Here is a 19,914-nt window from a genome sequence, read left to right on the forward strand (position 1 = left end):
ACCGGTTCGCGTGAAGAGAACGCGTCAAAATGAAAGCGTGGGCGGAACATGGATCGCGAAACGCGTCTCTGGCTAATCCGTCATGCGCCGGTGGACGGTCCGCGCGGCGTGATCCACGCGCCGGATGCGCCCGCCGACCTCAGCGATGCCGCGGCATTCGCGTCGTTGCAGGTGAGGCTGCCGGCTTACGCTCTCGCGGTCTGCAGTCCGGCGCGGCGCACTCGCGAGACCGCAGCAAAGCTCGGCCTGACGGCAGCGGAGGACGACACCTTTCGCGAGCAGGATTTTGGCGATTGGACCGGCCGGCGCCATAGCGAGATCGAAGCCGAGCTCGGCGCAGCCTATCGCGCGTTCTGGCAATCGCCGGGCAACAACCGGCCGCCGCGCGGCGAAAGCTTTGCCGATCAGATCGCGCGGGCGCGGGCAGGGCTCGCGCGTCTGCCGGCCGGCGACGTCGTACTGGTCGTGCATTCCGGCACCATTCGCGCGATCCTTGCGATCGCGCTCGAGCTTGCCCCGGAGCTCGCGCTGCGCTTCGTCATCGATCCACTGTCATTGACGCGGATCGACCGGCTGCCGAATGCCTGGCGCGTGGTCGCGGTGAACGAGCGCTAATTTAGTCACTCAGCGGCACTAGCAATTCCGTCACCCTGAGGAGCGCGTAGCGCGTCTCGAAGGGTCGACGGCCACCAGCGGGGCCGTCCATCCTTCGAGACGGCCGCTTCGCGGCCTCCTCAGGATGACGGAGATGGGGTGAGTGTATCGCTGAGTCTACCCATTCCGTCGCGCGCCGCGCAGGGTCGGCAGGCCGATGCCGGCGGCGTCGAAGCCGCCGTCGACGGCGAGGATCTGTCCGGTGATGTAGCTGGCGCGATCCGAGCACAGGAAGAAGATCGCTTCCGCCAGCTCCTCCTCCAGCCCATAGCGGTTGAGCGGGATGGCGTCGTGATAGTCGGCGCGGATTTCCGGCGTGTGGACGGCCTTGGCCATCGCGGTCTCGACCGGCCCGGGCGCGACGCCGTTGACGCGGATGCCGAGCGAGGCGAGCTCGACCGCGAGCTGCTTGGTGAGATGCGCAAGGCCGGCCTTGCTGGTGCCGTAGGCCGAGCGCAGCGTCGAGGCGCGCACCGCCGAGATCGAGGTGATGTTGACGATCGCACCGCCGCCATGCTCGCGCATCACAGGCGCAGCCGCCTTGGTGCACAGGAACGGGCCGGTGAGGTTGACCGCCATGATCCGGCTCCAGTCGGCGTCCGAGGTCTCCAGCACCGGCGTGAACACGGCAATGCCGGCATTGTTGACCAGCGCGTCGAGCCGGCCGAACCGGTCCGTGATCGCAGAGATCGCGGCTGCCACGCCAGCGGCGTCCGATACGTCGCAGGTCAGCGCCAGCGCGTCGTCGGGCTGCTTCAGCGCCGCGACCGCCGCGCGCAGCAATTCGCCCTCGATGTCGAGCAGCGCGACGCGCCAGCCGTCGGCGAGAAAGCGTTTCGCCGCGGCAAGCCCGATGCCACGCGCGGCGCCGGTCACGAGTGCGACTTTGGGGGAAGCGGGATTCATCGGATGGTCCATCGGTTCGGGCAGGAAATCCCGACCGTCTGCGACCTTTACCTGGTGATGTCAACCTGAGAGGCGCTCAACTGGCTCGGCCGTCATTGCGAGCAGCGATAGCGACGAAGCAATCCATTCTTCCCGTGTGGCGAGGTGGATTGCTTCGCGGAGCCTGTCATCGGGCGCGCTTTCGCGCGACCCGTTGGCTCGCAATGACATGGGTGCGTCGGCCGTTCTATACTCTTTCAGCATGGGAACAAGGCGCGTCTCGCGTCCTCGATGAATGTGCGTCGCGTTCGATGCTTGGGTCTCCACGCCCGCCGACCGCAATAAGTATCCATACGAAAAGTATCCATACGAAAAAAATCGCCGCACGAGATGTCGGAAGGGCGGTCCCGGGCTCGTCCTCCGGTCACTCATTCCATGATGGAGTTCCGATGTCGCTTACCCTGCATTACCACCCGCTGTCCTCGTTCTGCTGGAAGGCGCTGATTGCGCTCTACGAGAACGGCACGCCGTTCACGCCGAACATGGTCAATCTCGGCGATCCTGCCGAGCGCGCGGCGCTGCTCGCGCTGTCGCCGATCGGCCGCTTTCCCGTGCTCCGCGACGAGACGCGGGGCGAGACGGTGCCGGAATCGAGCATCGTCATCGAATATCTCGACCGGCATTATCCCGGTGCCGTCAGGCTGATCCCCGAGGATCCGGACCTCGCGCTGCAGACCCGGCTGCGTGATCGTTTCCTCGATCTCTATGTCCACCTGCCGATGCAGAAGGTCGTCGGCGACCGGCTGCGGCCTGCGGACAGCAAGGATCCGCATGGCGTCGCCGAGGCGCGGGCGCAACTCCGCACCTCCTATGCGATCCTGGATCAGCAACTGATCTTGAATCAGCAACGCGCGCGTGGCGGCTGGATGATGGGCGAGCATTTCTCGTTGGCCGATTGCGCGGCCGCGCCGACGATGTTCTACGGCAACAAGGTCGAGCCGTTCGGAGATGGACATCGGCATCTGGCCGCCTATCTCGAGCGGCTGATGGCGCGGCCGTCCTTCGCGCGTGTCCTGAAGGAGGCCGAGCCCTATTTCGGCATGTTCCCGCAGGAAACCTGACGCAGGCCGGCCTCCGACCCGGTTCCAAAAATAAATTATGGCGGGATGTCGCTTTCGCGCCGTCTCGTTCGTCATCTCGCTGAGGCCCGGGTTTCCGGAGCGCTGGCCGCTCCGGAGGCCCGGGCAATACGTGTGGGAGACGACATGGCTGCAGTTGGCAACAGGGCGGAGATCATCCGCTCCCTCTTCGCCGCCTACCTCGCCAATGACCGCGCGAGCGTCGAGGCGGCGTTCGCGGAGGATTTCCGCTTCTCGACGCCCTATGGCGAGAACATCGACAAGCCGACTTATTTCGCCGAGTGCTGGCGCGATTCCGGCTGGATCGGCCGCCACGAGATCGAGCGCATCATGGTCGACGGCCTCGAAGCCTTCGTCACCTATCGCTGCGTCGCCCGCGACGGCAAGAGCTTTCGCAACACCGAGTTCTTCGTGTTCGACGGCGACAAGGTGTCGCGCATCGACGTCTATTTCGGCCCATCGCACCAGGACGGCGAACTTGTCAGGCAGGACCGCTGAGGGCTGTGGCGCGCGATGCAATGACCTCCGAAATAATTTCGCTTGGCCTGTCGGCGTGGCAAGCCCCGCGTCGTCCTTGAGACGAGCACCGGAGATACCGGCAAGGCAGCTGAACAGGACAACGGAGCAGGACGATGAAGTTCATGGTGATCGTGAAGGCGAACAGGGATACCGAGGCCGGCGTGATGCCGAGCACCGAGCTGCTCGCGGCGATGGGCAAGTTCAACGAGGAGATGGTCAAGGCCGGCGTGATGCAGGCCGGCGAGGGGCTGCATCCGACCAGCAAGGGTGCCCGCGTCAAATATGCCGGCGGGCAGAGCACGGTGTCGCGCGGCCCGTTCGGCCTGAGCAGCGATCTGGTCGCCGGCTTCTGGCTGATCGAGACCAAGTCGCTCGACGAAGCGATCGACTGGATGAAGCGCGCGCCGTTCGACGGCGGCTCCGAGATCGAAATCCGCCAGGTGTTTGCCGCGGAGGATTTCGGCGAGGCGCTGACGCCCGAGCTGCGCGAGCGGGGAGAGCGCCTGCGCGCGCAGGTGGGCAAGAAATGACACCCGACGTCATTCCGCGATATCGCACCGGCGATGCGCCCGGAATACATGATCATCGTCGCAAGTCGTGGATTCCGGGCCGGCGCCGCGTGGGGCTTCCCGGCATGACGAGGGTGAAGATTGCGAGTTACTCAACAGGCAAGGAAATCCGACCAATGCGTTTCATGATGCTGATGATCCCGCTCGGCTACGAGTCCGCGCCGGCCAAGCTCGAGCTCGACCCCGAACGGGTCGCCGCGATGATGCGGTACAATCAGGCGCTGAAGGACGCCGGCGTGCTGATCACGCTGGAAGGCCTGCATCCGCCGGCTGCCGGCGCGCGCGTCAAGTTCGACACCGGCGTGCCGGTCGTGATCGACGGCCCGTTCACCGAGGCCAAGGAAGTGATCGGCGGCTTCTGGATGATCGAGGTCGCCTCGCGCGCCGAGGCCATCGAATGGGCCAGCAAGTGCCCGGCCACCGCCAACGAGATGATCGAGATCCGCCAGGTGCAGGAGATGGCAGATTTCTCCGAAGAGGTGCAGCAGGCCGCCGCGACCTTCGAGCATCCGCAGGGCGGCTGGGGCAAGGCTCTGCGCTGACACCGCATGATCCGGTCTTGCAACAAGTAGCGATGCCGCCGCACGGCGTCATCGCGTCAGCAAACGATCGTCAAACCAGTAACGACTACAATGGAGATGCAAGATGAGCACCAACACCTTTCTCGCGGTCTATCTCGGCGGCGGCAGCACCGGCTCGCGGATGGCAGCCTGGAATGCGCTGCCCGAGGCCGAACGGCGTGCCAAGGAGCAGCAGGGCATGGCGGCCTGGGGCGCCTGGGTCGAGAAGCACCATGACGTGATCGTCGAGATGGGCGGACCGCTCGGCAAGACCAAGAAGGTTGGGCAGGGCGGCGTCACCGACATCGCCAATCTGATGACCGGCTTCACCGTGGTGCGCGCGCCCTCGCATGAGGCAGCGGCAAAGCTGTTCGAGAACCACCCGCATTTTTCGATCTTCCCAGGCGAAGCCGTGGAGATCATGCCGGTGCTGCCGATCCCGGGCCGATAGGCAATCGTTTTGGGCCATGGGCTCCCTGAACCTCTCCCGCTCGCGGGGGAGGTCGTCGCGCGCAGGCGGATGGAGGCCCTCTCCACTGTGTAACTCGCGGAGAGGGCCTCCGCTCGCCAGCGGCCGACTTCGTGTCCAGGTCACACCGGCCCGAGCAAATCTGAAAGCCCTGGAGTGGAGGTCTTGCGCCATGGCGAAGCTTGTCTTCGGACTGAACCAGTCGCTCGACGGCTATGTCGATCATCAGGCGATGGTGCCGGACACCGGGCTCTTTCGTCATTTCATCGAGCAGGTGCGCAGCGTGGCCGGCATGTTGTACGGCCGCCGCATGTACGAGGTGATGCGCTATTGGGACGACGACCTTCCTGATTGGGATGCAGAGGAGCGCGACTATGCGGCAGTGTGGCGGAGACGGCCAAAGTGGGTCGTGTCGCGCTCGCTGAAATCCGTCGGACCCAACGCGACACTGGTCGAGGGGGACGTTGAGGCGGCGGTGCGCGGGCTGAAGGCCCGGCTCGACGGGGAGATCGAAGTCGCCGGGCCGGACCTGGCGGGGAGTCTGACCGAGCTTGGCCTGATTGACGAGTATCGACTGTACCTCCGGCCCATCGTGCTCGGGCGCGGCAAGCCATTCTTCGTCGGGCCCCGCGCGCCGCTCCGCCTGGTGGCAAGCGACCGGATAGGCGAAAACACGATCAGGTTGACCTACGTCCCCGCCTAGTCATGCAACGTGCCTGACGGCGTTGCGCGGAAGCCCCCCGACTGACTGGTCCGTTAATCTTGATTGACGCGCCGCCGCCCCGCTAGTGACCTTTACCGCCAGCTCATGTAAAAGCCGTTCACATGAGCTGGCGCAAGGACCAAGGCCGCGCCGAGCGCGGTTATCATCACGGCAATCTCAAAGAGGCGTTGCTGCAGGCCGCACTCGACCTGATCTCGAAGAAGGGGCCGGCCGGCTTCACCTTCGCCGATGCCGCGCGGATGGCCGGCGTCAGCCCGGCCGCGCCGTACCGCCACTTCCGCGACCGCGACGAGTTGATCGCCAGCATCGCGCAGCGCGGTTTCGAGCAGTTCGAATCGCTGTTGACGCAGGCCTGGGACGACGGCCGCCCCGACACTGTCACGGCGTTCGAGCGGGTCGGCAAGGCCTATCTCGCCTTCGCCCGCGAGGAGCCCGCGTTCTATTCGGCGATGTTCGAATCCGGCCTGCCGGTCGATTCCAATCCGACCTTGATGGCCGCAAGCGAGCGCGCCTTCGCGATCATCCGCGCCGCTGCCGAACGGCTCGCGGCACTGGCGCCGCCCGGCATGCCGCGTCCGCCGGCGATGATGATGGCGCTGCACATCTGGGCGATGTCGCACGGCGTCGCTTCGCTGTTCGGCCGCGGCGATGCCGCGCGGCGCAAGCTGCCGATGTCGCCGGAGGATCTGCTCGAGGCCGAAGTGCTGATCTATCTGCGCGGCCTCGGCTTCCCGACCGACCGCCGGCCTGGAACCGCGGCCGCCGACGACAAGCCCGCCGGTCCGTGGGGCAAGGCGAAATAAGGTTCAACGGCCAAGCCAAAAATAATCCGAGGGGTGCGTCACCCGCGCTGCTTGACTTTCCCGAGGGATCGGCTACCTATGTAAATGTTATTTACATTCACAACGGCGTGATGCCGTGATGGAGAAGGAAATGGCCTACACCGCTGATGTCAATCGCTGGCGCGGCCCCGTCGAAGAGCCCTACCGTCCCTACTTCTACGCGACGCCGTGGCATCCCCTGAAGATCGCCGGGATCATCCTTGGCTTCATGATCTGGTGGCCGATCGGCCTCGCCCTTCTCTTTTTCACACTCGGGAGCAGAAAGATGGCCTGTTGGAGTCACAACGATATGGATCGCTGGCAGAACAAGATGGAGCGGATGCAGGACAAGATGGAGCGGATGAAGAGCCGCATGGAGCGCCGCGGCTTCCCGTTTGGCGGCTTCGGTCCGCCCTCCAGTGGCAACCGCGCCTTCGACGAGTACCGCCAGGATACGCTGCGCCGTCTCGAGGAGGAGCAGGTCGAGTTCAAGAACTTCCTCGATCGCCTGCGCCACGCCAAGGACAAGGAGGAGTTCGACGCCTTCATGGCGCAGCACAAGACCCGTCCGACCCCGCCGACCGACCAGCCGCCGCAGGGTTGATCGCGCGAGGCAAGCGCTAGCCTTCAGGCGATGTGCCCCCATAGAACCTGATGGCCCTGAGCCGCCCGTTTGCGATGAGCAAGCGGGCGGTTTGCATTTTGGGATGGTGACGCCCACTCTATCGTTTGGGATCCGGACGATGAGGTGAAGACCATGGCGGGATCAGCGACAGTGACGGCCGGCGAGCTCTGGCTTGCGATCCGGCGCGAGGCGGAGGCGGCGATCGCGGCCGATCCGTTCCTCGAGGCGTCGGCCGCCTTCATCCTAGATCAGGGCGACCTCGGCGGTGCGCTCGCTTTTCTGATCGGCCGGCATATCAGCCGCGCGGAAGAGGATCGCGCGCAGTTCGCGCGGACCGCCCGCGAAGCCTATGCGGCCGAGCCCGGGCTGGTCGATGCCGCGGCCACCGATCTCACGGCCATCGTGCGCCGTGATCCCGCGATCACGGGCTTCCTGCCGCCGCTCCTCAACTTCAAGGGCTTCGTCGCGCTGCAAGCCTGGCGGGTATCGAACTGGCTGTGGCGCGAGGACCGCCCCGACCTTGCGCTCATGATGCAAAGCGCGACGGCGGACCAGTTGCAGATCAGCATTCACCCATCGGCCCGGATCGGAACCGCGGTTTTCCTCGATCACGGCACCGGCATCATCATCGGCGCGCTGGCCTCGGTCGGCGACGAGGTCACGATTCTGCAGAACGTCACCATCGCGCGGCATCAGGATGATCCGCGCCGCGCGCCGAAGATCGGCCACGGCGTGCTGCTCAGCGCCGGCGCCACGGTGATCGGACATCTCTCCATCGGCGATTTCGCCAGGATCGGCGCCGGCGCGCTGGTGACGACGGATGTGCCCGCCGGCTGCACCGCCATCGGCGTGCCCGCGCGGCTGACCAATTGCGCGGAGGCGGGTACGCTTTCGTGAGGTGAGCACCCTCTCAGGCTCCTCTCCCCTTGCGGGAGAGGGTTGGGGAGAGGGGTGGCCCCGGGCGTGGTGTCAGAGATTGGATGATGCTGTTGCATCAGCGCGCAGCAGGTGTCGCCGCTCTAACTGGATGCGGAGCAAGTGCGCCCCTCTCCCCAACCCTCCCCCGCAAGGGCAGGGTGTCCGGGGAATGATTCACTGTGTCGCGGTGCATGCTCGGCAGGACCGAGGCAAATCGGTCTTTTCTGGTTGTCGAGACACAGAGGGCCGAGCATGCGATACCGCGGTAGCATTTTTGGAAGGCTGCTTGAACCGATCAATCGACGGCAGTTTCAGACGGTTGTGGATCGTCTGGACGGGGATGCCTACGACAAGTCGTTCAGGAGCTGGGATCATCTGGTGGCGCTGATCTATGCCCAGCTTAGCGGCAACAGCAGTCTGCGCGGGGTGGTGACTGGCTTCAACGCCAATTCGCAGCATCACTATCACTTGGGAACCGGCAAGCTGTCGCGCTCGACGTTGTCCGATGCCAATGCCCGCCGTCCGATCGGCATTTTCGCGCAAACCTTTGCGGCGCTGTCGGCGATGGCGCGTCGCCAGCTGCGGAGTGAAGGCATGGAGATGGTGCGTCTGATCGACGCCAGTCCGATCCCGCTCGGCAAGGTCTGCAGTTGGGCGACGTGGAACGGCCGCATCCGCGGCATGAAGCTGCATGTCGTCTACGACCCAAGGAGCGATGTCCCGACCTGCGTCGAGATGACGGCCGCGAACGTCAATGACATCGAGATCGGCCGACAGACCCCAATCCAGCCCGCCACCACCTATGTGTTTGACAAGGGCTATTGCCGTTTCGACTGGTGGCAGAAGATCAATGATAGCAAGGCTTTCTTCGTTACCCGGGCGAAGACGAGCATCCGTCTTCGCTCGCTCAGGCATCGCGCCATCCGCAAGCGTAACGGGGATGGCTTCGAAATCCTTGCCGATGACGAGGTGAAGCTCACCAGCAAGGGCGATTCGCGCCTTCCAATCCCGCTCCGCCGCATCAAGATCAGACGCGAGAAAGGCGGCAAGATCACACTCCTGACCAACGACCTTGCCCGTAGCGCCGTCGAGATCGCCGCCCTCTACAAGAGCCGATGGCAAATCGAGCTGCTGTTCCGCTGGATCAAGCAGCATCTCGATATTCGCAAGTTCCTCGGCGCCAACGACAACGCGATCCGCCTTCAGGTGCTCGCTGCGATGATTGCCTACCTGCTGCTGCGCATCGCCGCTCACACCAACTGCATCAAAATGCTCCCGCTCAGGTTCGCCGAACTCGTCGGCCAGCTCCTGCTCACGCGTCGATCCCTCGCTGCCATCGACAAACCTCCGCCCATCAACCCCAGCCGTCGGAAATCAACCATCTCACCTGACCAGATGGAGCTCCGCTATGCCTGAATTTCCCCGGACACCCCTGCCGCAAGGGGGGAGGGATCCCTACTAGCGTGCTCGCCTCACTGCATGATGCGAAGCGACCGCCCCCTCACGCATTCGATCCATGGATCGCGTCGATCACCGCGTCGGTCACTTCCCTGGTCGTCGCCTTGCCGCCGACGTCGGGCGTCAGCACGCCGGCCGCGCACACCTTCTCGACCGCGGCCATCAGGCGCGCCGCGGCGTCCTTCTCGCCGAGATGCTCCAGCATCTGCGCACCGGTCCAGAAGGTCGCGACCGGGTTGGCGATACCCTTGCCGGTGATGTCGAAGGCCGAGCCGTGGATCGGCTCGAACATCGAGGGATAGCGGCGCTGCGGGTCGATGTTGCCGGTCGGCGCCACGCCGAGGCTGCCGGCCAGCGCGCCGGCGAGGTCGGAGAGGATATCGGCATGCAGATTGGTCGCGACGATGGTGTCGAGGCTCATCGGATTGAGCGTCATGCGCACCGTCATGGCGTCGACCAGCATCTTGTCCCAGGTGACGTCGAGGAAGTCCTTCGCCACCTCGGCGGCGATCTCGTCCCACATCACCATGCCGTGGCGCTGCGCGTTCGACTTGGTCACCACGGTGAGGAATTTGCGCGGCCGCGACTGCGCGAGCTGGAACGCATAGCGCATGATCCGCGTCACGCCGACCCGGGTGAAGACAGCGACTTCGGTGCCGACCTCTTCCGGCAGGCCCTTGTGCGCGCGGCCGCCCATGCCGGCATATTCGCCTTCGGAATTCTCGCGCACGATCACCCAGTCGAGATCGCCGACGCCGACATTGCGCAGCGGCGAGGCGACGCCGGGCAGGATCTTGGTCGGCCGCACATTGGCGTATTGGTCAAAGCCCTGGCAGATCGGCAGGCGAAGGCCCCACAGCGTGATGTGGTCGGGCACATCGGGCGCGCCGACCGCGCCGAAATAGATCGCGTCGAAGTTCTTCAGCTCCGCGAGCCCGTCGGCCGGCATCATCACGCCGTGCTTCTTGTAATAGTCCGAGCCCCAGTCGAAGGTCTTGACGTTAAAGCTGATGTCGCCGCTGCGCTCGGCCAGCGCCTCCAGCACGCGGACACCCGCGGAGATCACTTCGGGGCCGATGCCGTCGGCGGGAATGGCGGCGATGGAATGGATACGCATGGGATCTCTCCGATCGATGGTTAGCGGGTTCGCACGGGATTGGGTTGCGGTTCGGATTGTGCCGGCGCGCTCTGCGCGCGCGACAGCAGCAGCGTGAGCACGCCCGAGAGCACCAGGAGGCCGGCGACGAAATAAAGACCGCCGTCGAAACTGCCGGTGCGCTCCTTGATCCAGCCGATCATTGCCGGCCCGACGAAGCCGCCGAGATTGCCGATCGAGTTGATGGTGGCGATCCCGGCCGCTGCGGCCGAGCCGGACAGGAACATGGTCGGCATGCTCCACAGCGGCGGCTTCGACGAGGAGATGCCGATATTGACCAGGGTCAGCGCCGCGATCACGGCCGCAAGGCCGGTCCACAGCCCGGCGAGCGCAAGTCCCGCCGCGGCCATCAGGCAGGCCAGCACCACGTGCCAGGTGCGCTCGCCGGTGCGGTCGGAATGTCGCGCCCATAGCACCATTGCGATGACGGCAACCGTCGCCGGTACGGCGTTGAGGAAGCCGACCTGGATCGACGACAGGCCGAACGCCTTGATGATCTGCGGCGCCCACACCCCAAGTGTGTAGAGCCCGGCCGAGGTGCCGAAATAGACCAGCGCCAGCGCCAGCACCCGCGGGTCGGCGAGGCCGCGCCAGATGCTGTGGCTCGCGGTCGTGGCCTTGCCGTCGTTCTCGGCCTTCATGGTCTTGACCAGCCAGGCGCGCTCGTCGTCGGCCAGCCATCTGGCCTGCTCCGGCCGGTCGGTCAGGAAGCCCAGCACGACGAAGCCCAGCAGCACGGCGGGCACGGCCTCCAGCACGAACAGCCATTGCCAGCCCTTGAAGCCGAGCATTCCGTCCATCTCCAGCAGTGCGCCGGAGAGCGGCGAGCCGAGCACGGTTGAGAGCGGCGCCGCCGCCATGAACAGCGCGGTGACGGCGGCGCGCTGCCGCGCCGGGAACCAGTAGGAGAGATAGAGAATGATGCCGGGGAAGAAGCCGGCTTCGGCGGCGCCGAGCAGGAAGCGCAGCACGTAGAAGCTGGTCGCGCCCTGCACCAGCGCCATCGCCGCCGAGACCAGGCCCCAGGTGATCATCACCCGCGCGATCCAGATCCGCGCGCCGATCTTGTGCAGGATGATGTTGGAGGGCACCTCGAACAGGAAGTAGCCCCAGAAGAAGATACCGGCGCCGAAGCCATAGACGGTCGGCGACAAGCCGATGTCCTTGTTCATGGTCAGCGAGGCGAAGCCGATATTGACGCGGTCGATGAAGGCCACGAAGTACAGCAGCATGATGAACGGCACGATGCGCAGTGAGATCTTGCGCAATACGCGCGCGCCAAGCTGGCTTTCCATGGGCTTCTTCCCGGGTTCGTCTTGTTTGTTGGGACGGCGCCTGTCGCGCGCCACCGGGAAGCCTAGAAGCTCGCGCCCTTCCGCTTCAATCCGCGCCGGTTTATACAAAAAAATGATATAATCGGACCCGACCTCACTTGGCGTCATGCCCGGCCTGTGCCGGGCATCCACGTCTTGGCGGCAAAGAAAAGACATGGATGGCCGGGACAAGCCCGGCCATGACGAACGCGGGGCATAAGGAAGCGACGTCTTGGAACTGCACCAGCTTCGTTGCTTCGTCGCGGCTGCCGAGGAACTGCATTTCGGCCGCGCGGCGCAGCGCCTGCAGATGATGCCGTCGGCGCTCGGCCGCCACATCAAGCTGCTGGAGGAGGATCTCGGGGTGCGGCTGTTCGCGCGCACGACGCGCGCGGTGTCGCTGACCGAGGACGGCGCTGTGCTGCTGCGCGAGGGCCGCGCGCTGCTCGGCCGCGCTGAGGCGATCGAGAACGGCTTTCGCCGTCGGCTGCGCAAGCCACAGGCGCGCCGCTTCCGGATCGGCGCGATCGACAGCGCGGCGGCCGGCCTGCTGCCGCCGCTGCTGCGCGACCTCCGCGCCGCCCATCCTGATGTTGCGGTGCAACTGCTCGAGGAGAAGACCATCCGCCTGCTGCCGAAGCTGCTGTCTGGCGCGCTCGACCTTGCGTTTGTGCGCCCGCCGGAGCGGCCCGACCGCCGCATCGAGTTTGTCCAGCTGTTGCAGGAGACCGCCGTGGTGGCGCTGTCGCACAAGCACGCGCTGGCGCGGCGCAAGCAGATCGTGCTGCCCGACATCGCGGATCAGCCCCTGATCGTGCCGGAACGCCGCTCGCGGCCGCACAGCCACGATCTGACGACAAAACTGTTCGACGAGGCCGGGCTGACGCCGCGTATCCAGGAGATCGCCGACGAGAAGCAGACCATCGTCAACATGGTCGCGGCAAGGCTCGGCGTCGCCATCGTGCCGCGCTGGACCGCACGGATGGCGATCCCCGGCGTCCGCTTTGTGCCGCTCCGCCTGAAGCGCGGCAGCAGCGCCGGCCGCCTGCCGCTCGCCGCAGCCTGGCTGAAAGGCTCCCGCGATCCGGTCCGCGACCAGGTGATCGCGGTGCTTGAGGCAAGGTTGAAGAGTTACGCGCGCGAGGCGTGAACACGTCCCTCTCTCTCTTCATTCCGGGGCGTGCGAAGCGCGAGCTCGGAATCCATTCCACCACGCGTTTTGCGGATCGATGGATTCGGGACCTGTGTTGCAAAACGCGGAGCCTCTGTCTTCAACCAATGGAAGGATCATTCGATTTTTCAACCGTGTCGTCGCGAGGCATGGAGCGCGGCAACACCTGTGCCCATTTCGGCGGCAGAAAGTTCCTCGATCAACTGAAACGCATGGCGCAGAAAGTTCCACCGATCCCGTTCTATTTCGACCTAATGTGAATCGCGGCGCAATGCTCGCGAGAACCAAGGCAAGTCTGATGTCACGCTGTTGCATCGATGTTCCGCTTCAACGGATACGATTGCAGTGCGCCGCCACATAAGCGCCCTTTGTTACTTCTTGAATGCATGTCGAGTAACAACCGAAATCCCGAGCCGCATCATGGCGGCTTTGGACCAAGGGAAAGTGATGATGTGGACAGCCCGACACTGCTCGATCCGTCTGCTTGTTGTGCTTGCGACGGCAGTCTCCTCATTCCCAGCCATGGCTCAGGTGAGCAAGGGCAGTCCTTCCGCCGTGGCACCCGCAGCGCCCGCCGCACCAACTGCGGCACCGGCCTCGTCGAGCAAGGTCTCATTAGGTGCCATTCGGTGGGACAATTGGAGTCTCGACAGTCCCTATGGGCAGGTCCTGGCCGACCCTGGATTGCGCGCGCGCGCTCCGTATTACACAGAGCGTCTGCCGAACGGAAATCTCGGTTTTCCCGGAAACACCGAACGAGCACTGAATGCGGACGTGCATTACGCGAAGTCCGCAGGCTTGGATTATTTCATCTTCGGCTACTACCTGGAGAGTTCGTCCTGGGGACGCGATCCCAGTCGAGCCGTGGCGCTCAATCGGGCGTTGGGAAATTTTCTTCGGCTTCCAGACAAGCTCGGCATCAAATACGCGCTGAATTTCAACCTGTCATTCCCCCCTCGTGATGTGCCGATGGTGAGTGATGCAATCAGCAAAGCGGTAGCTGGGCCGGATTACATGCGGGCGAGCGACGGCTCGGCGCCTGTGTTCTTCCTGCTTGGTACGATGACCCCGTGGATAAAGGGGCTTGGGGGTGAAGAGGGTACAAAGGCGGCCCTGAAGGATATGAGGGATCGGGTCAAGGCCGCGACCGGCCGAGATCTCTACCTGGTTGCCTTGCTCTTCAACCTGTCCGAGACGGAGCCCGTTGCTCACAGGATAGGATTTGATGCGGCGAGTACATATGCGACCGCCCTTGGGTCGAATGGAAAATCCCTGCCGTACGCCAGTTGCGCGGCTCTTGCACAGAAAGCCTGGCAAGCCGAAGCCCAGAATGGTTCTGGAGGCTTCCTACCAACCGTGACGCTTGGCTGGGATTATCGACCGGCTTTGCGCGATCCTCAGGAACTGAAAACTCGCAAGCCGAATCCGGACTGGTGTCAACCTGCCACCGATGAGGAATGGACACGGCAAATCCGTGCTGCAATCAGTCAGGCGGCCAACAATCCGCGCAACGATCGCTTCAAGAGCGTTGTGATCTATGCCTGGAACGAGAGCTCCGAAGGCGGCTGGATTCAGCCGACGCTGTCTGAAGGCGTGCGGCGTCTCAAAGTGATCGCCAACGCGGCGGGCCGACGCCCGACACTTCCGCCGTTCAAGCTGGTGTGGCCGACGCGGATCGATCCGAAGGCGTGTGCCGTCGGTTCGTCATCGATCTCAACTACAACGGCTGGCGCCGGATGCAAATCGGCCAGTGATTCGATGACAACTGCGTGGCCATGTCCGCCAGGCATGCAGATTGCAGGCGAGGAATTGCGCCAAGCACCGTCGGAGGATGGAGAAAAAATACCGCTTATCTGGCAGGAGAGGCTCTGCACGCCACAGGGCAAACAACAGCGATCAGTTAATTGAGTCAATATCGACAGGGGGTTCCCAATGGATGAAGTCTGGAGTGATGAGAATACCTTCGTGATCAACAACATGAAGTTTGGCCTGATCAGGCAGAACTTCAATGATGCCAGGACGACGAAGGATTCCATCGCGATCATCAAGAACCGCGGGATGATTGATCGCTACAAAAGCCTCATTCGCGAGAACGGGGTTACCAATATCCTGGAATTCGGCATCTTCGAAGGTGGTTCGGCTTTGCTTCTTGCCGCGATCGAGGAACGTATCAAGTTCGTCGGGATCGATATCAGACCTGCGAGCCCAGCGGTGCTTGGCCTGATCCGCGACCACGGTCTGACGGACCGCGTCAAATTATACTACAATACGTCGCAAGGCGACACCGCGCGCGTCCAGACCATCATCAGGACGGAATTCCCCGGCCAGCGAATAGATATGATTATCGACGACGCCTCGCATCAATACGAGCTCTCGCGAGCAAGCTTCGAGGCGTCCTTCCATTATCTCAAGAGCGATGGTCTCTATCTGATCGAAGATTGGGCCTGGGCTCATTGGGAGGAGCCCTATCAGACGCAGCAATGGACCGATATGCCCGCCCTCACCAATCTGATCTTCGAGCTCGTCATGCTCTGTGGGAGCCGGCCCGATATCATTTCGGAAATGAGCGTTCAGAAGGCGATAGCCATTTTCCGCAAGGGCGAACAAGAGGTCGGAAACTTCAGCCTGTCAAAGCTCTACCGTCATCGCAACAGGTGGACCCCCGCACTGTGACGATGCGCCCGGCTCTTGCCGGAGAGCACACGAGCTCGATCGCTTCCCCCACAACGCGTTATGCCCGGCCTTGCGCCGGGCATTCACGTCTTGGCCGCATAAAAAGCTGTTCGAGGCCGGGCTGACGCCGCGTATCCAGGAGATCGCCGACGAGAAGCAGACCATCGTCAACATGGTCGCAGCAAGGCTCGGCGTCGCCATCGTGCCGCGCTGGACCGCACGGATGGCGATCCCCGGCGTCCGCTTTGTGCCGCTCCGCCTGACGCGCGGCAGCAGCACCGGCCGCCTGCCGCTCGCCGCCGCCTGGCTGAAAGGCTCCCGCGATCCGGTCCGCGACCAGGTGATCGCGGTGCTTGAGGCAAGGTTGAAGAGTTACGCGCGCGAGGCGTGAGGCTGCCTCGTTGCGTGATGCCTCGACGGCCGATGAATGATTTTGGCCGGTTGACCTAGGTCAACGCGACCTGCGCTGGCCGGGTGAGCGTGTCCGGCATGGCGAAGCGTCAGGACTGGGTCATGATCGCAGGGTGCGTCGCTACCGCTTTGGCGGTGGTGGCGCTCGTCGCCCTTTTCTCTGCCTGAGCTGTGTCGCCCCGTAGTGTTACGGGGTGTCCAGCTAGGTACCTGAGATAACTGGGTAATTCCCAAAGCTCGAACACCGCTGGCACAAACTGCACTGGCTTGCCGAGTTCCTCCCGGCATAGCTTCCCCTTCCAACGTAGGGCGGCGTTATGGGCAACCTACTTTACAGCGTGTTTGTCGTGCTGATGGGGCTGAGCCCGGTCATCCTCGTGGCGATTGCCATGTTCATAAATTGAGGGCCAGGGCTGTGTCTTTCGGCGTGCCAACCACTGATCCATTCCGCTGGCGTGCTTAGTTAATAAATCCGCGATGCTTTAACCTGGTGAAAGGTTGGCGTCAGCGCGGGCGTGTACGCTCGCGCCCATGAATTGGGACCTGCTGTATTTCCGCCTCTCGCTCGTCTGGATGGCGATCACCGCTGTCATGCTGGTCTACGTGCTGGTCGCATAGGGGCTGCCTCTCCGTCGTCGAAGCCTTCCGCCGATATTTTCCTCACGCGCCGATCGGACATGCCGCCAGAATGCGAAGCTGCGTCACCATTAAGGCTGTCATCGCCCGGCTCGCAGTTCAGCCCGGGCGATCCAGTACGCCGCGGCCTCTCGGCTCAGGCACGACTGCCTCTGGAATACTGGATCACCGGCCCGCGCGCGTGATGACACCGCGTGCTCGGCTGTTTGACAATTGAATCTGCTCTACATCCCGTCATCCCAAGGTGCGAGCTCTTGCGAGCCTCGAAGGATGCACGGCCACCAGCCGGGCCGTCGCCCTTCGAGGCTCGCTCTGCGCGCACCTCAGGGTGACGGGAATGGCATCTTTGGGTCTAGCTCACATAGACAAGCTGGTAGACAAACGACTTGCCCCTCGCCGCGGCTCAAATCTCCCCGGTTTTGCGGGTCCGCCATGAGTTCCTCCTTTGTAGACTCGCGTTATGTTATAATATAACAGTCGTTGCATGGCGCATACGCACACCCACGAGGACCACCATCACGGCCACGCCCATCCCCACGGGCACAGCCACGCCCCGCACGCGCATCCGGCGCAGGCCGCGCACTGGTCGATCCTGCGCATGCCCGTGCCGGCCCGACTGCTCGCGGCGCTCGCGGTCAGTGCCGGCCTGTGGGCTGTCGTCTGGCTGGCGATGAGGTGAGACCTGTGGCTGCTCTTGTTACCTTCCGTGACGTCACGCTCGGTTATGACCGCCACCCGGCGGTGCATCATCTCAATGGCGCCGTCGAGGCGGGTGCGTTGCTCGCCGTGATCGGCCCGAACGGCGCCGGCAAGTCGACCCTGCTGCGCGGCATCGCCGGCGTGCTCAAGCCGCTGTCGGGCGTGATCGATCTCGACGGGCTGGATCATCGCGACATCGCCTATCTGCCGCAGTCTGCCGACATCGACCGCAGCTTCCCGATCTCGGTGTTCGATTTCGTCGGCACCGGGTTGTGGCGCTCCACCGGCTTCTTCGGCGGCATCGGCAAGGCCGCGCGCGAGAAGATTTTGGCGGCGCTCGCCGCCGTCGGCCTCAACGGATTCGAGAACCGCCCGATCGGCACGCTGTCCGGCGGCCAGACCCAGCGCATGCTGTTCGCGCGCGTGCTGTTGCAGGACGCCCGGCTGATCGTGCTCGACGAGCCGTTCAACGCCATCGACGCCAAGACCACCGCCGACCTGCTGGCGCTGGTGAAGCGGTGGAACGGCGAGGGGCGCACCGTGCTGGCGGCGCTGCATGACCTCGACATGGTGCGCAACAATTTCCCGGAGACGCTGCTGCTGGCGCGCGGCCCGGTCGAATGGGGACCGACCGCCGAGGCGCTGACGGCGGACAATCTGATGGTCGCAATGCGGATGTGCGAGGCGTTCGACGATAGCGCCGCGGCCTGCGCCGCCGATCCACGCTCGCGGGCCGCCTGACGCCGATGCTATCCGACGCGCTGGTCACGCCCTTCACCGAATTCGAATTCATGCGCCGCGCGCTGGCGGCGGTGATCGCGCTGTCGCTCGGCGGTGCGCCGATCGGCGTGTTCCTGATGCTGCGGCGGATGAGCCTGGTCGGCGACGCCATGGCGCATGCGATCCTGCCGGGGGCGGCGATCGGCTTCCTGCTGTCCGGGCTCAACCTGTTCGCGATGACGACCGGCGGCCTGATCGCGGGCTTTGCCGTGGCGCTGCTCGCCGGCCTCGTCGCCCGCACCACCGAATTGAAGGAGGACGCCTCGCTTGCGACCTTCTATCTGGTCTCGCTCGCGCTCGGCGTCACCATCGTGTCCATCAAGGGCACCAATATCGACCTGCTGCACGTGCTGTTCGGCAACATCCTGGCGATGGACGACCAGACGCTGCTGGTGATCGCGTTCAACGCCACCCTCACGCTCCTGGTGCTCGCGGTGATCTATCGCCCGCTGGTGATCGAATGCGTCGATCCGGTGTTTTTGCGCACCGTGAGCCGGGCCGGCGCGCCGGCGCATCTCGCCTTCCTCGCGCTGGTCGTGGTCAACCTCGTCAACGGCTTCCACGCGCTCGGCACGCTGCTCGGCGTCGGACTGATGATCCTGCCCGCGGGCATTGCGCGGTTCTGGTCGCGCGACATCACCACCATGATCTGCATCGCGGTGGTGAGCGCGATGCTGTCGGGCTATGCCGGACTGGTGCTGTCGTACCAGACCCGGATTCCATCCGGCCCCGCGATCATCCTGGTCGCGGCGGGGCTGTATATTGTGTCGCTGCTGTTCGGTAATGTCAGCGGCCTGGTGCGGCAGCTGTTTCCCGGCCGCCATCTCGAGGCGTGAGTACGATGCGGCGATTGTTCGGTTTGATTGGTCTGGCGCTGCTGCTGGCGAGTGGACCGGCGCGCGCCGCCGAGCGCATCAATGTCGTCGCGAGCTTCTCGATCCTCGCCGACATGGTGCGCAATGTCGGCGGCAATAATGTCGACGTGACGGCGCTGGTCGGGCCCGACGGCGACGCGCATGTCTACGCGCCGACGCCGGCGGATGCCAAGAAGGTCGCCGACGCCAAGCTCGTGGTGATCAATGGTCTCGGCTTCGAGGGCTGGATGCCGCGGCTGCTGCAGGCCTCGGGCAGCAAGGCGCCGGTCGCGGTGGCGACCAAGGGGATCATGCCACGAAAGATGGGCGGGCATGACGATCCGCATGCCTGGCAATCCGTGGCCAATGCGAAGATCTACGTCGTCAATATTCGCGACGGGCTGATCGCCGCGGCCCCCGACCACACAGCCATCTTCAAGGCCAATGCCGACGCCTATCTGGCCAAGCTCGAGGCGCTCGACCGCGAGGTGCATGAGGCGGTGGCGAAAGTGCCGGAGGCGCGGCGCAAGGTGATCTCGACCCATGGCGCCTTCGGCTATTTCGCCGACGCCTACGGCGTCACGTTCTTCTCGCCGCTCAGCGTGTCCACGGATTCCGAGCCCAGCGCGCGCGATATCGCCGCCATCATCGCCCAGATCAAGGTTGCGAAAATTCCGGCAGTTTTTCTCGAAAATATCAGCGATCCCCGCCTGATCGAGCGGATCGCGGCCGAGACCGGCGCCCGGGTCGGCGGCACCCTGTATTCGGACGGTTTGACGGCCGAAAAGGGCGATGCACCCACTTACATTGATATGGTCAGGCACAATATAAAGGCCCTGATCAGCGCGCTCGCCGAGTAGGGCAGGGGCCTCCCTGCCTG

22 protein-coding genes are annotated in these 19,914 nt (G+C 64.3%); 19 read left to right on the plus strand and 3 right to left on the minus strand.

The genetic code is table 11. The features are described 5' to 3' along the window. Window positions 1-48 precede the first annotated feature (48 nt). Entirely contained in the window at window positions 49-615 is a 567-nt protein-coding gene (locus ACVW1B_RS40345; RefSeq protein ID WP_456777771.1) for a histidine phosphatase family protein, read from the plus strand. A 156-nt stretch (window positions 616-771) separates the two neighbouring features. Here ACVW1B_RS40345 and ACVW1B_RS40350 read toward each other — a convergent pair whose 3' ends face one another. Continuing rightward, window positions 772-1,560, minus strand: coding sequence for an SDR family NAD(P)-dependent oxidoreductase (locus tag ACVW1B_RS40350; protein WP_456777770.1), 789 nt, complete (start codon window positions 1,558-1,560; stop codon window positions 772-774). A 428-nt stretch (window positions 1,561-1,988) separates the two neighbouring features. On the opposite strand from ACVW1B_RS40350, the gene ACVW1B_RS40355 reads away from it, so the two are divergent. The 10 genes from ACVW1B_RS40355 (at window position 1,989) to ACVW1B_RS40400 (ending at window position 9,299) form a co-directional block, all read left to right on the plus strand. Next, entirely contained in the window at window positions 1,989-2,660 is a 672-nt protein-coding gene (locus ACVW1B_RS40355; RefSeq protein ID WP_456822913.1) for a glutathione S-transferase family protein, read from the plus strand. A 144-nt stretch (window positions 2,661-2,804) separates the two neighbouring features. Further along, the gene (locus tag ACVW1B_RS40360; RefSeq protein ID WP_456777768.1) at window positions 2,805-3,176 is read left to right on the plus strand and encodes a nuclear transport factor 2 family protein; all 372 of its coding nucleotides are present in this window, start codon (window positions 2,805-2,807) and stop codon (window positions 3,174-3,176) included. A gap of 134 nt (window positions 3,177-3,310) precedes the next feature. Next, entirely contained in the window at window positions 3,311-3,727 is a 417-nt protein-coding gene (locus ACVW1B_RS40365) for a YciI family protein (protein ID WP_057016223.1), read from the plus strand. Window positions 3,728-3,882: 155 nt separating this feature from the next. Continuing rightward, a complete protein-coding gene (locus ACVW1B_RS40370) occupies window positions 3,883-4,308 on the plus strand; it encodes a YciI family protein (protein ID WP_092087574.1) in 426 nt (141 codons plus the stop codon). Between the two features lie 103 nt (window positions 4,309-4,411). Beyond that, window positions 4,412-4,777: a YciI family protein gene (locus tag ACVW1B_RS40375; protein WP_028341377.1), complete on the plus strand. Its 366-nt coding sequence runs from the start codon at window positions 4,412-4,414 to the stop codon at window positions 4,775-4,777. 190 nt (window positions 4,778-4,967) lie between these two features. Further along, a complete protein-coding gene (locus ACVW1B_RS40380; RefSeq protein ID WP_253604486.1) occupies window positions 4,968-5,498 on the plus strand; it encodes a dihydrofolate reductase family protein in 531 nt (176 codons plus the stop codon). Window positions 5,499-5,620: 122 nt separating this feature from the next. Then, window positions 5,621-6,322, plus strand: a complete 702-nt coding sequence (locus ACVW1B_RS40385) for a TetR/AcrR family transcriptional regulator (RefSeq protein ID WP_225647905.1) — start codon at window positions 5,621-5,623, stop codon at window positions 6,320-6,322. Window positions 6,323-6,452: 130 nt separating this feature from the next. Next, window positions 6,453-6,944 carry a DUF2852 domain-containing protein gene (locus ACVW1B_RS40390; protein ID WP_026192213.1) on the plus strand — a complete coding sequence of 164 codons (492 nt, stop codon included), beginning with the start codon at window positions 6,453-6,455 and terminating at the stop codon, window positions 6,942-6,944. 153 nt (window positions 6,945-7,097) lie between these two features. After that, on the plus strand, window positions 7,098-7,862 hold the full coding sequence (locus ACVW1B_RS40395) for a serine O-acetyltransferase (protein ID WP_456777767.1): 765 nt from the start codon (window positions 7,098-7,100) through the stop codon (window positions 7,860-7,862). Window positions 7,863-8,135: 273 nt separating this feature from the next. After that, complete coding sequence (locus tag ACVW1B_RS40400; RefSeq protein WP_057015126.1) at window positions 8,136-9,299, plus strand: IS4 family transposase; 1,164 nt, start codon at window positions 8,136-8,138, stop codon at window positions 9,297-9,299. An 85-nt stretch (window positions 9,300-9,384) separates the two neighbouring features. Here the strand turns inward: ACVW1B_RS40400 and ACVW1B_RS40405 are convergent, their stop codons facing one another. After that, entirely contained in the window at window positions 9,385-10,458 is a 1,074-nt protein-coding gene (locus ACVW1B_RS40405) for a tartrate dehydrogenase (protein ID WP_456822914.1), read from the minus strand. A 20-nt stretch (window positions 10,459-10,478) separates the two neighbouring features. Continuing rightward, window positions 10,479-11,792: an MFS transporter gene (locus tag ACVW1B_RS40410; protein ID WP_456777765.1), complete on the minus strand. Its 1,314-nt coding sequence runs from the start codon at window positions 11,790-11,792 to the stop codon at window positions 10,479-10,481. 250 nt (window positions 11,793-12,042) lie between these two features. On the opposite strand from ACVW1B_RS40410, the gene ACVW1B_RS40415 reads away from it, so the two are divergent. The 8 genes from ACVW1B_RS40415 (at window position 12,043) to ACVW1B_RS40450 (ending at window position 19,894) form a co-directional block, all read left to right on the plus strand. Further along, a complete protein-coding gene (locus ACVW1B_RS40415) occupies window positions 12,043-12,960 on the plus strand; it encodes a LysR family transcriptional regulator (RefSeq protein WP_456822915.1) in 918 nt (305 codons plus the stop codon). 441 nt (window positions 12,961-13,401) lie between these two features. Next, window positions 13,402-14,889, plus strand: coding sequence for a glycoside hydrolase family 71/99 protein (locus tag ACVW1B_RS40420; protein ID WP_253604473.1), 1,488 nt, complete (start codon window positions 13,402-13,404; stop codon window positions 14,887-14,889). A gap of 24 nt (window positions 14,890-14,913) precedes the next feature. Further along, window positions 14,914-15,654 (plus strand): class I SAM-dependent methyltransferase, encoded by a 741-nt coding sequence (locus ACVW1B_RS40425; protein WP_057016230.1) that lies wholly within the window; start codon window positions 14,914-14,916, stop codon window positions 15,652-15,654. A gap of 70 nt (window positions 15,655-15,724) precedes the next feature. Further along, the gene (locus ACVW1B_RS40430; RefSeq protein ID WP_456822916.1) at window positions 15,725-16,045 is read left to right on the plus strand and encodes a LysR substrate-binding domain-containing protein; all 321 of its coding nucleotides are present in this window, start codon (window positions 15,725-15,727) and stop codon (window positions 16,043-16,045) included. 1,140 nt (window positions 16,046-17,185) lie between these two features. Next, window positions 17,186-17,380, plus strand: coding sequence for a hypothetical protein (locus tag ACVW1B_RS40435; RefSeq protein ID WP_038384372.1), 195 nt, complete (start codon window positions 17,186-17,188; stop codon window positions 17,378-17,380). Between the two features lie 5 nt (window positions 17,381-17,385). Further along, window positions 17,386-18,141, plus strand: a complete 756-nt coding sequence (locus ACVW1B_RS40440; protein WP_028332852.1) for a metal ABC transporter ATP-binding protein — start codon at window positions 17,386-17,388, stop codon at window positions 18,139-18,141. Between the two features lie 5 nt (window positions 18,142-18,146). After that, window positions 18,147-19,016, plus strand: a complete 870-nt coding sequence (locus ACVW1B_RS40445) for a metal ABC transporter permease (RefSeq protein WP_168857863.1) — start codon at window positions 18,147-18,149, stop codon at window positions 19,014-19,016. A 5-nt stretch (window positions 19,017-19,021) separates the two neighbouring features. Continuing rightward, on the plus strand, window positions 19,022-19,894 hold the full coding sequence (locus tag ACVW1B_RS40450; protein WP_253604471.1) for a metal ABC transporter substrate-binding protein: 873 nt from the start codon (window positions 19,022-19,024) through the stop codon (window positions 19,892-19,894). The last annotated feature ends 20 nt before the right edge of the window (window positions 19,895-19,914 follow it).

This window comes from Bradyrhizobium sp. USDA 4502 (assembly GCF_054063355.1).

What these genes read in the sequence shown, in the direction of transcription:
- ACVW1B_RS40385 (WP_225647905.1), top strand. Translation starts at nt 5,621, where the DNA reads ATGAGCTGGCGCAAGGACCAAGGCCGCGCCGAGCGCGGTTATCATCAC.
- ACVW1B_RS40435 (WP_038384372.1), top strand. Translation starts at nt 17,186, where the DNA reads ATGGCGCATACGCACACCCACGAGGACCACCATCACGGCCACGCCCAT.
- ACVW1B_RS40425 (WP_057016230.1), top strand. Translation starts at nt 14,914, where the DNA reads ATGGATGAAGTCTGGAGTGATGAGAATACCTTCGTGATCAACAACATG.
- ACVW1B_RS40355 (WP_456822913.1), top strand. Translation starts at nt 1,989, where the DNA reads ATGTCGCTTACCCTGCATTACCACCCGCTGTCCTCGTTCTGCTGGAAG.
- ACVW1B_RS40405 (WP_456822914.1), bottom strand. Translation starts at nt 10,458, where the DNA reads ATGCGTATCCATTCCATCGCCGCCATTCCCGCCGACGGCATCGGCCCC.
- ACVW1B_RS40410 (WP_456777765.1), bottom strand. Translation starts at nt 11,792, where the DNA reads ATGGAAAGCCAGCTTGGCGCGCGCGTATTGCGCAAGATCTCACTGCGC.
- ACVW1B_RS40375 (WP_028341377.1), top strand. Translation starts at nt 4,412, where the DNA reads ATGAGCACCAACACCTTTCTCGCGGTCTATCTCGGCGGCGGCAGCACC.
- ACVW1B_RS40360 (WP_456777768.1), top strand. Translation starts at nt 2,805, where the DNA reads ATGGCTGCAGTTGGCAACAGGGCGGAGATCATCCGCTCCCTCTTCGCC.
- ACVW1B_RS40365 (WP_057016223.1), top strand. Translation starts at nt 3,311, where the DNA reads ATGAAGTTCATGGTGATCGTGAAGGCGAACAGGGATACCGAGGCCGGC.
- ACVW1B_RS40345 (WP_456777771.1), top strand. Translation starts at nt 49, where the DNA reads ATGGATCGCGAAACGCGTCTCTGGCTAATCCGTCATGCGCCGGTGGAC.
- ACVW1B_RS40390 (WP_026192213.1), top strand. Translation starts at nt 6,453, where the DNA reads ATGGCCTACACCGCTGATGTCAATCGCTGGCGCGGCCCCGTCGAAGAG.
- ACVW1B_RS40420 (WP_253604473.1), top strand. Translation starts at nt 13,402, where the DNA reads ATGGCGGCTTTGGACCAAGGGAAAGTGATGATGTGGACAGCCCGACAC.
- ACVW1B_RS40450 (WP_253604471.1), top strand. Translation starts at nt 19,022, where the DNA reads ATGCGGCGATTGTTCGGTTTGATTGGTCTGGCGCTGCTGCTGGCGAGT.
- ACVW1B_RS40350 (WP_456777770.1), bottom strand. Translation starts at nt 1,560, where the DNA reads ATGAATCCCGCTTCCCCCAAAGTCGCACTCGTGACCGGCGCCGCGCGT.
- ACVW1B_RS40380 (WP_253604486.1), top strand. Translation starts at nt 4,968, where the DNA reads ATGGCGAAGCTTGTCTTCGGACTGAACCAGTCGCTCGACGGCTATGTC.
- ACVW1B_RS40370 (WP_092087574.1), top strand. Translation starts at nt 3,883, where the DNA reads ATGCGTTTCATGATGCTGATGATCCCGCTCGGCTACGAGTCCGCGCCG.
- ACVW1B_RS40445 (WP_168857863.1), top strand. Translation starts at nt 18,147, where the DNA reads ATGCTATCCGACGCGCTGGTCACGCCCTTCACCGAATTCGAATTCATG.
- ACVW1B_RS40395 (WP_456777767.1), top strand. Translation starts at nt 7,098, where the DNA reads ATGGCGGGATCAGCGACAGTGACGGCCGGCGAGCTCTGGCTTGCGATC.
- ACVW1B_RS40400 (WP_057015126.1), top strand. Translation starts at nt 8,136, where the DNA reads ATGCGATACCGCGGTAGCATTTTTGGAAGGCTGCTTGAACCGATCAAT.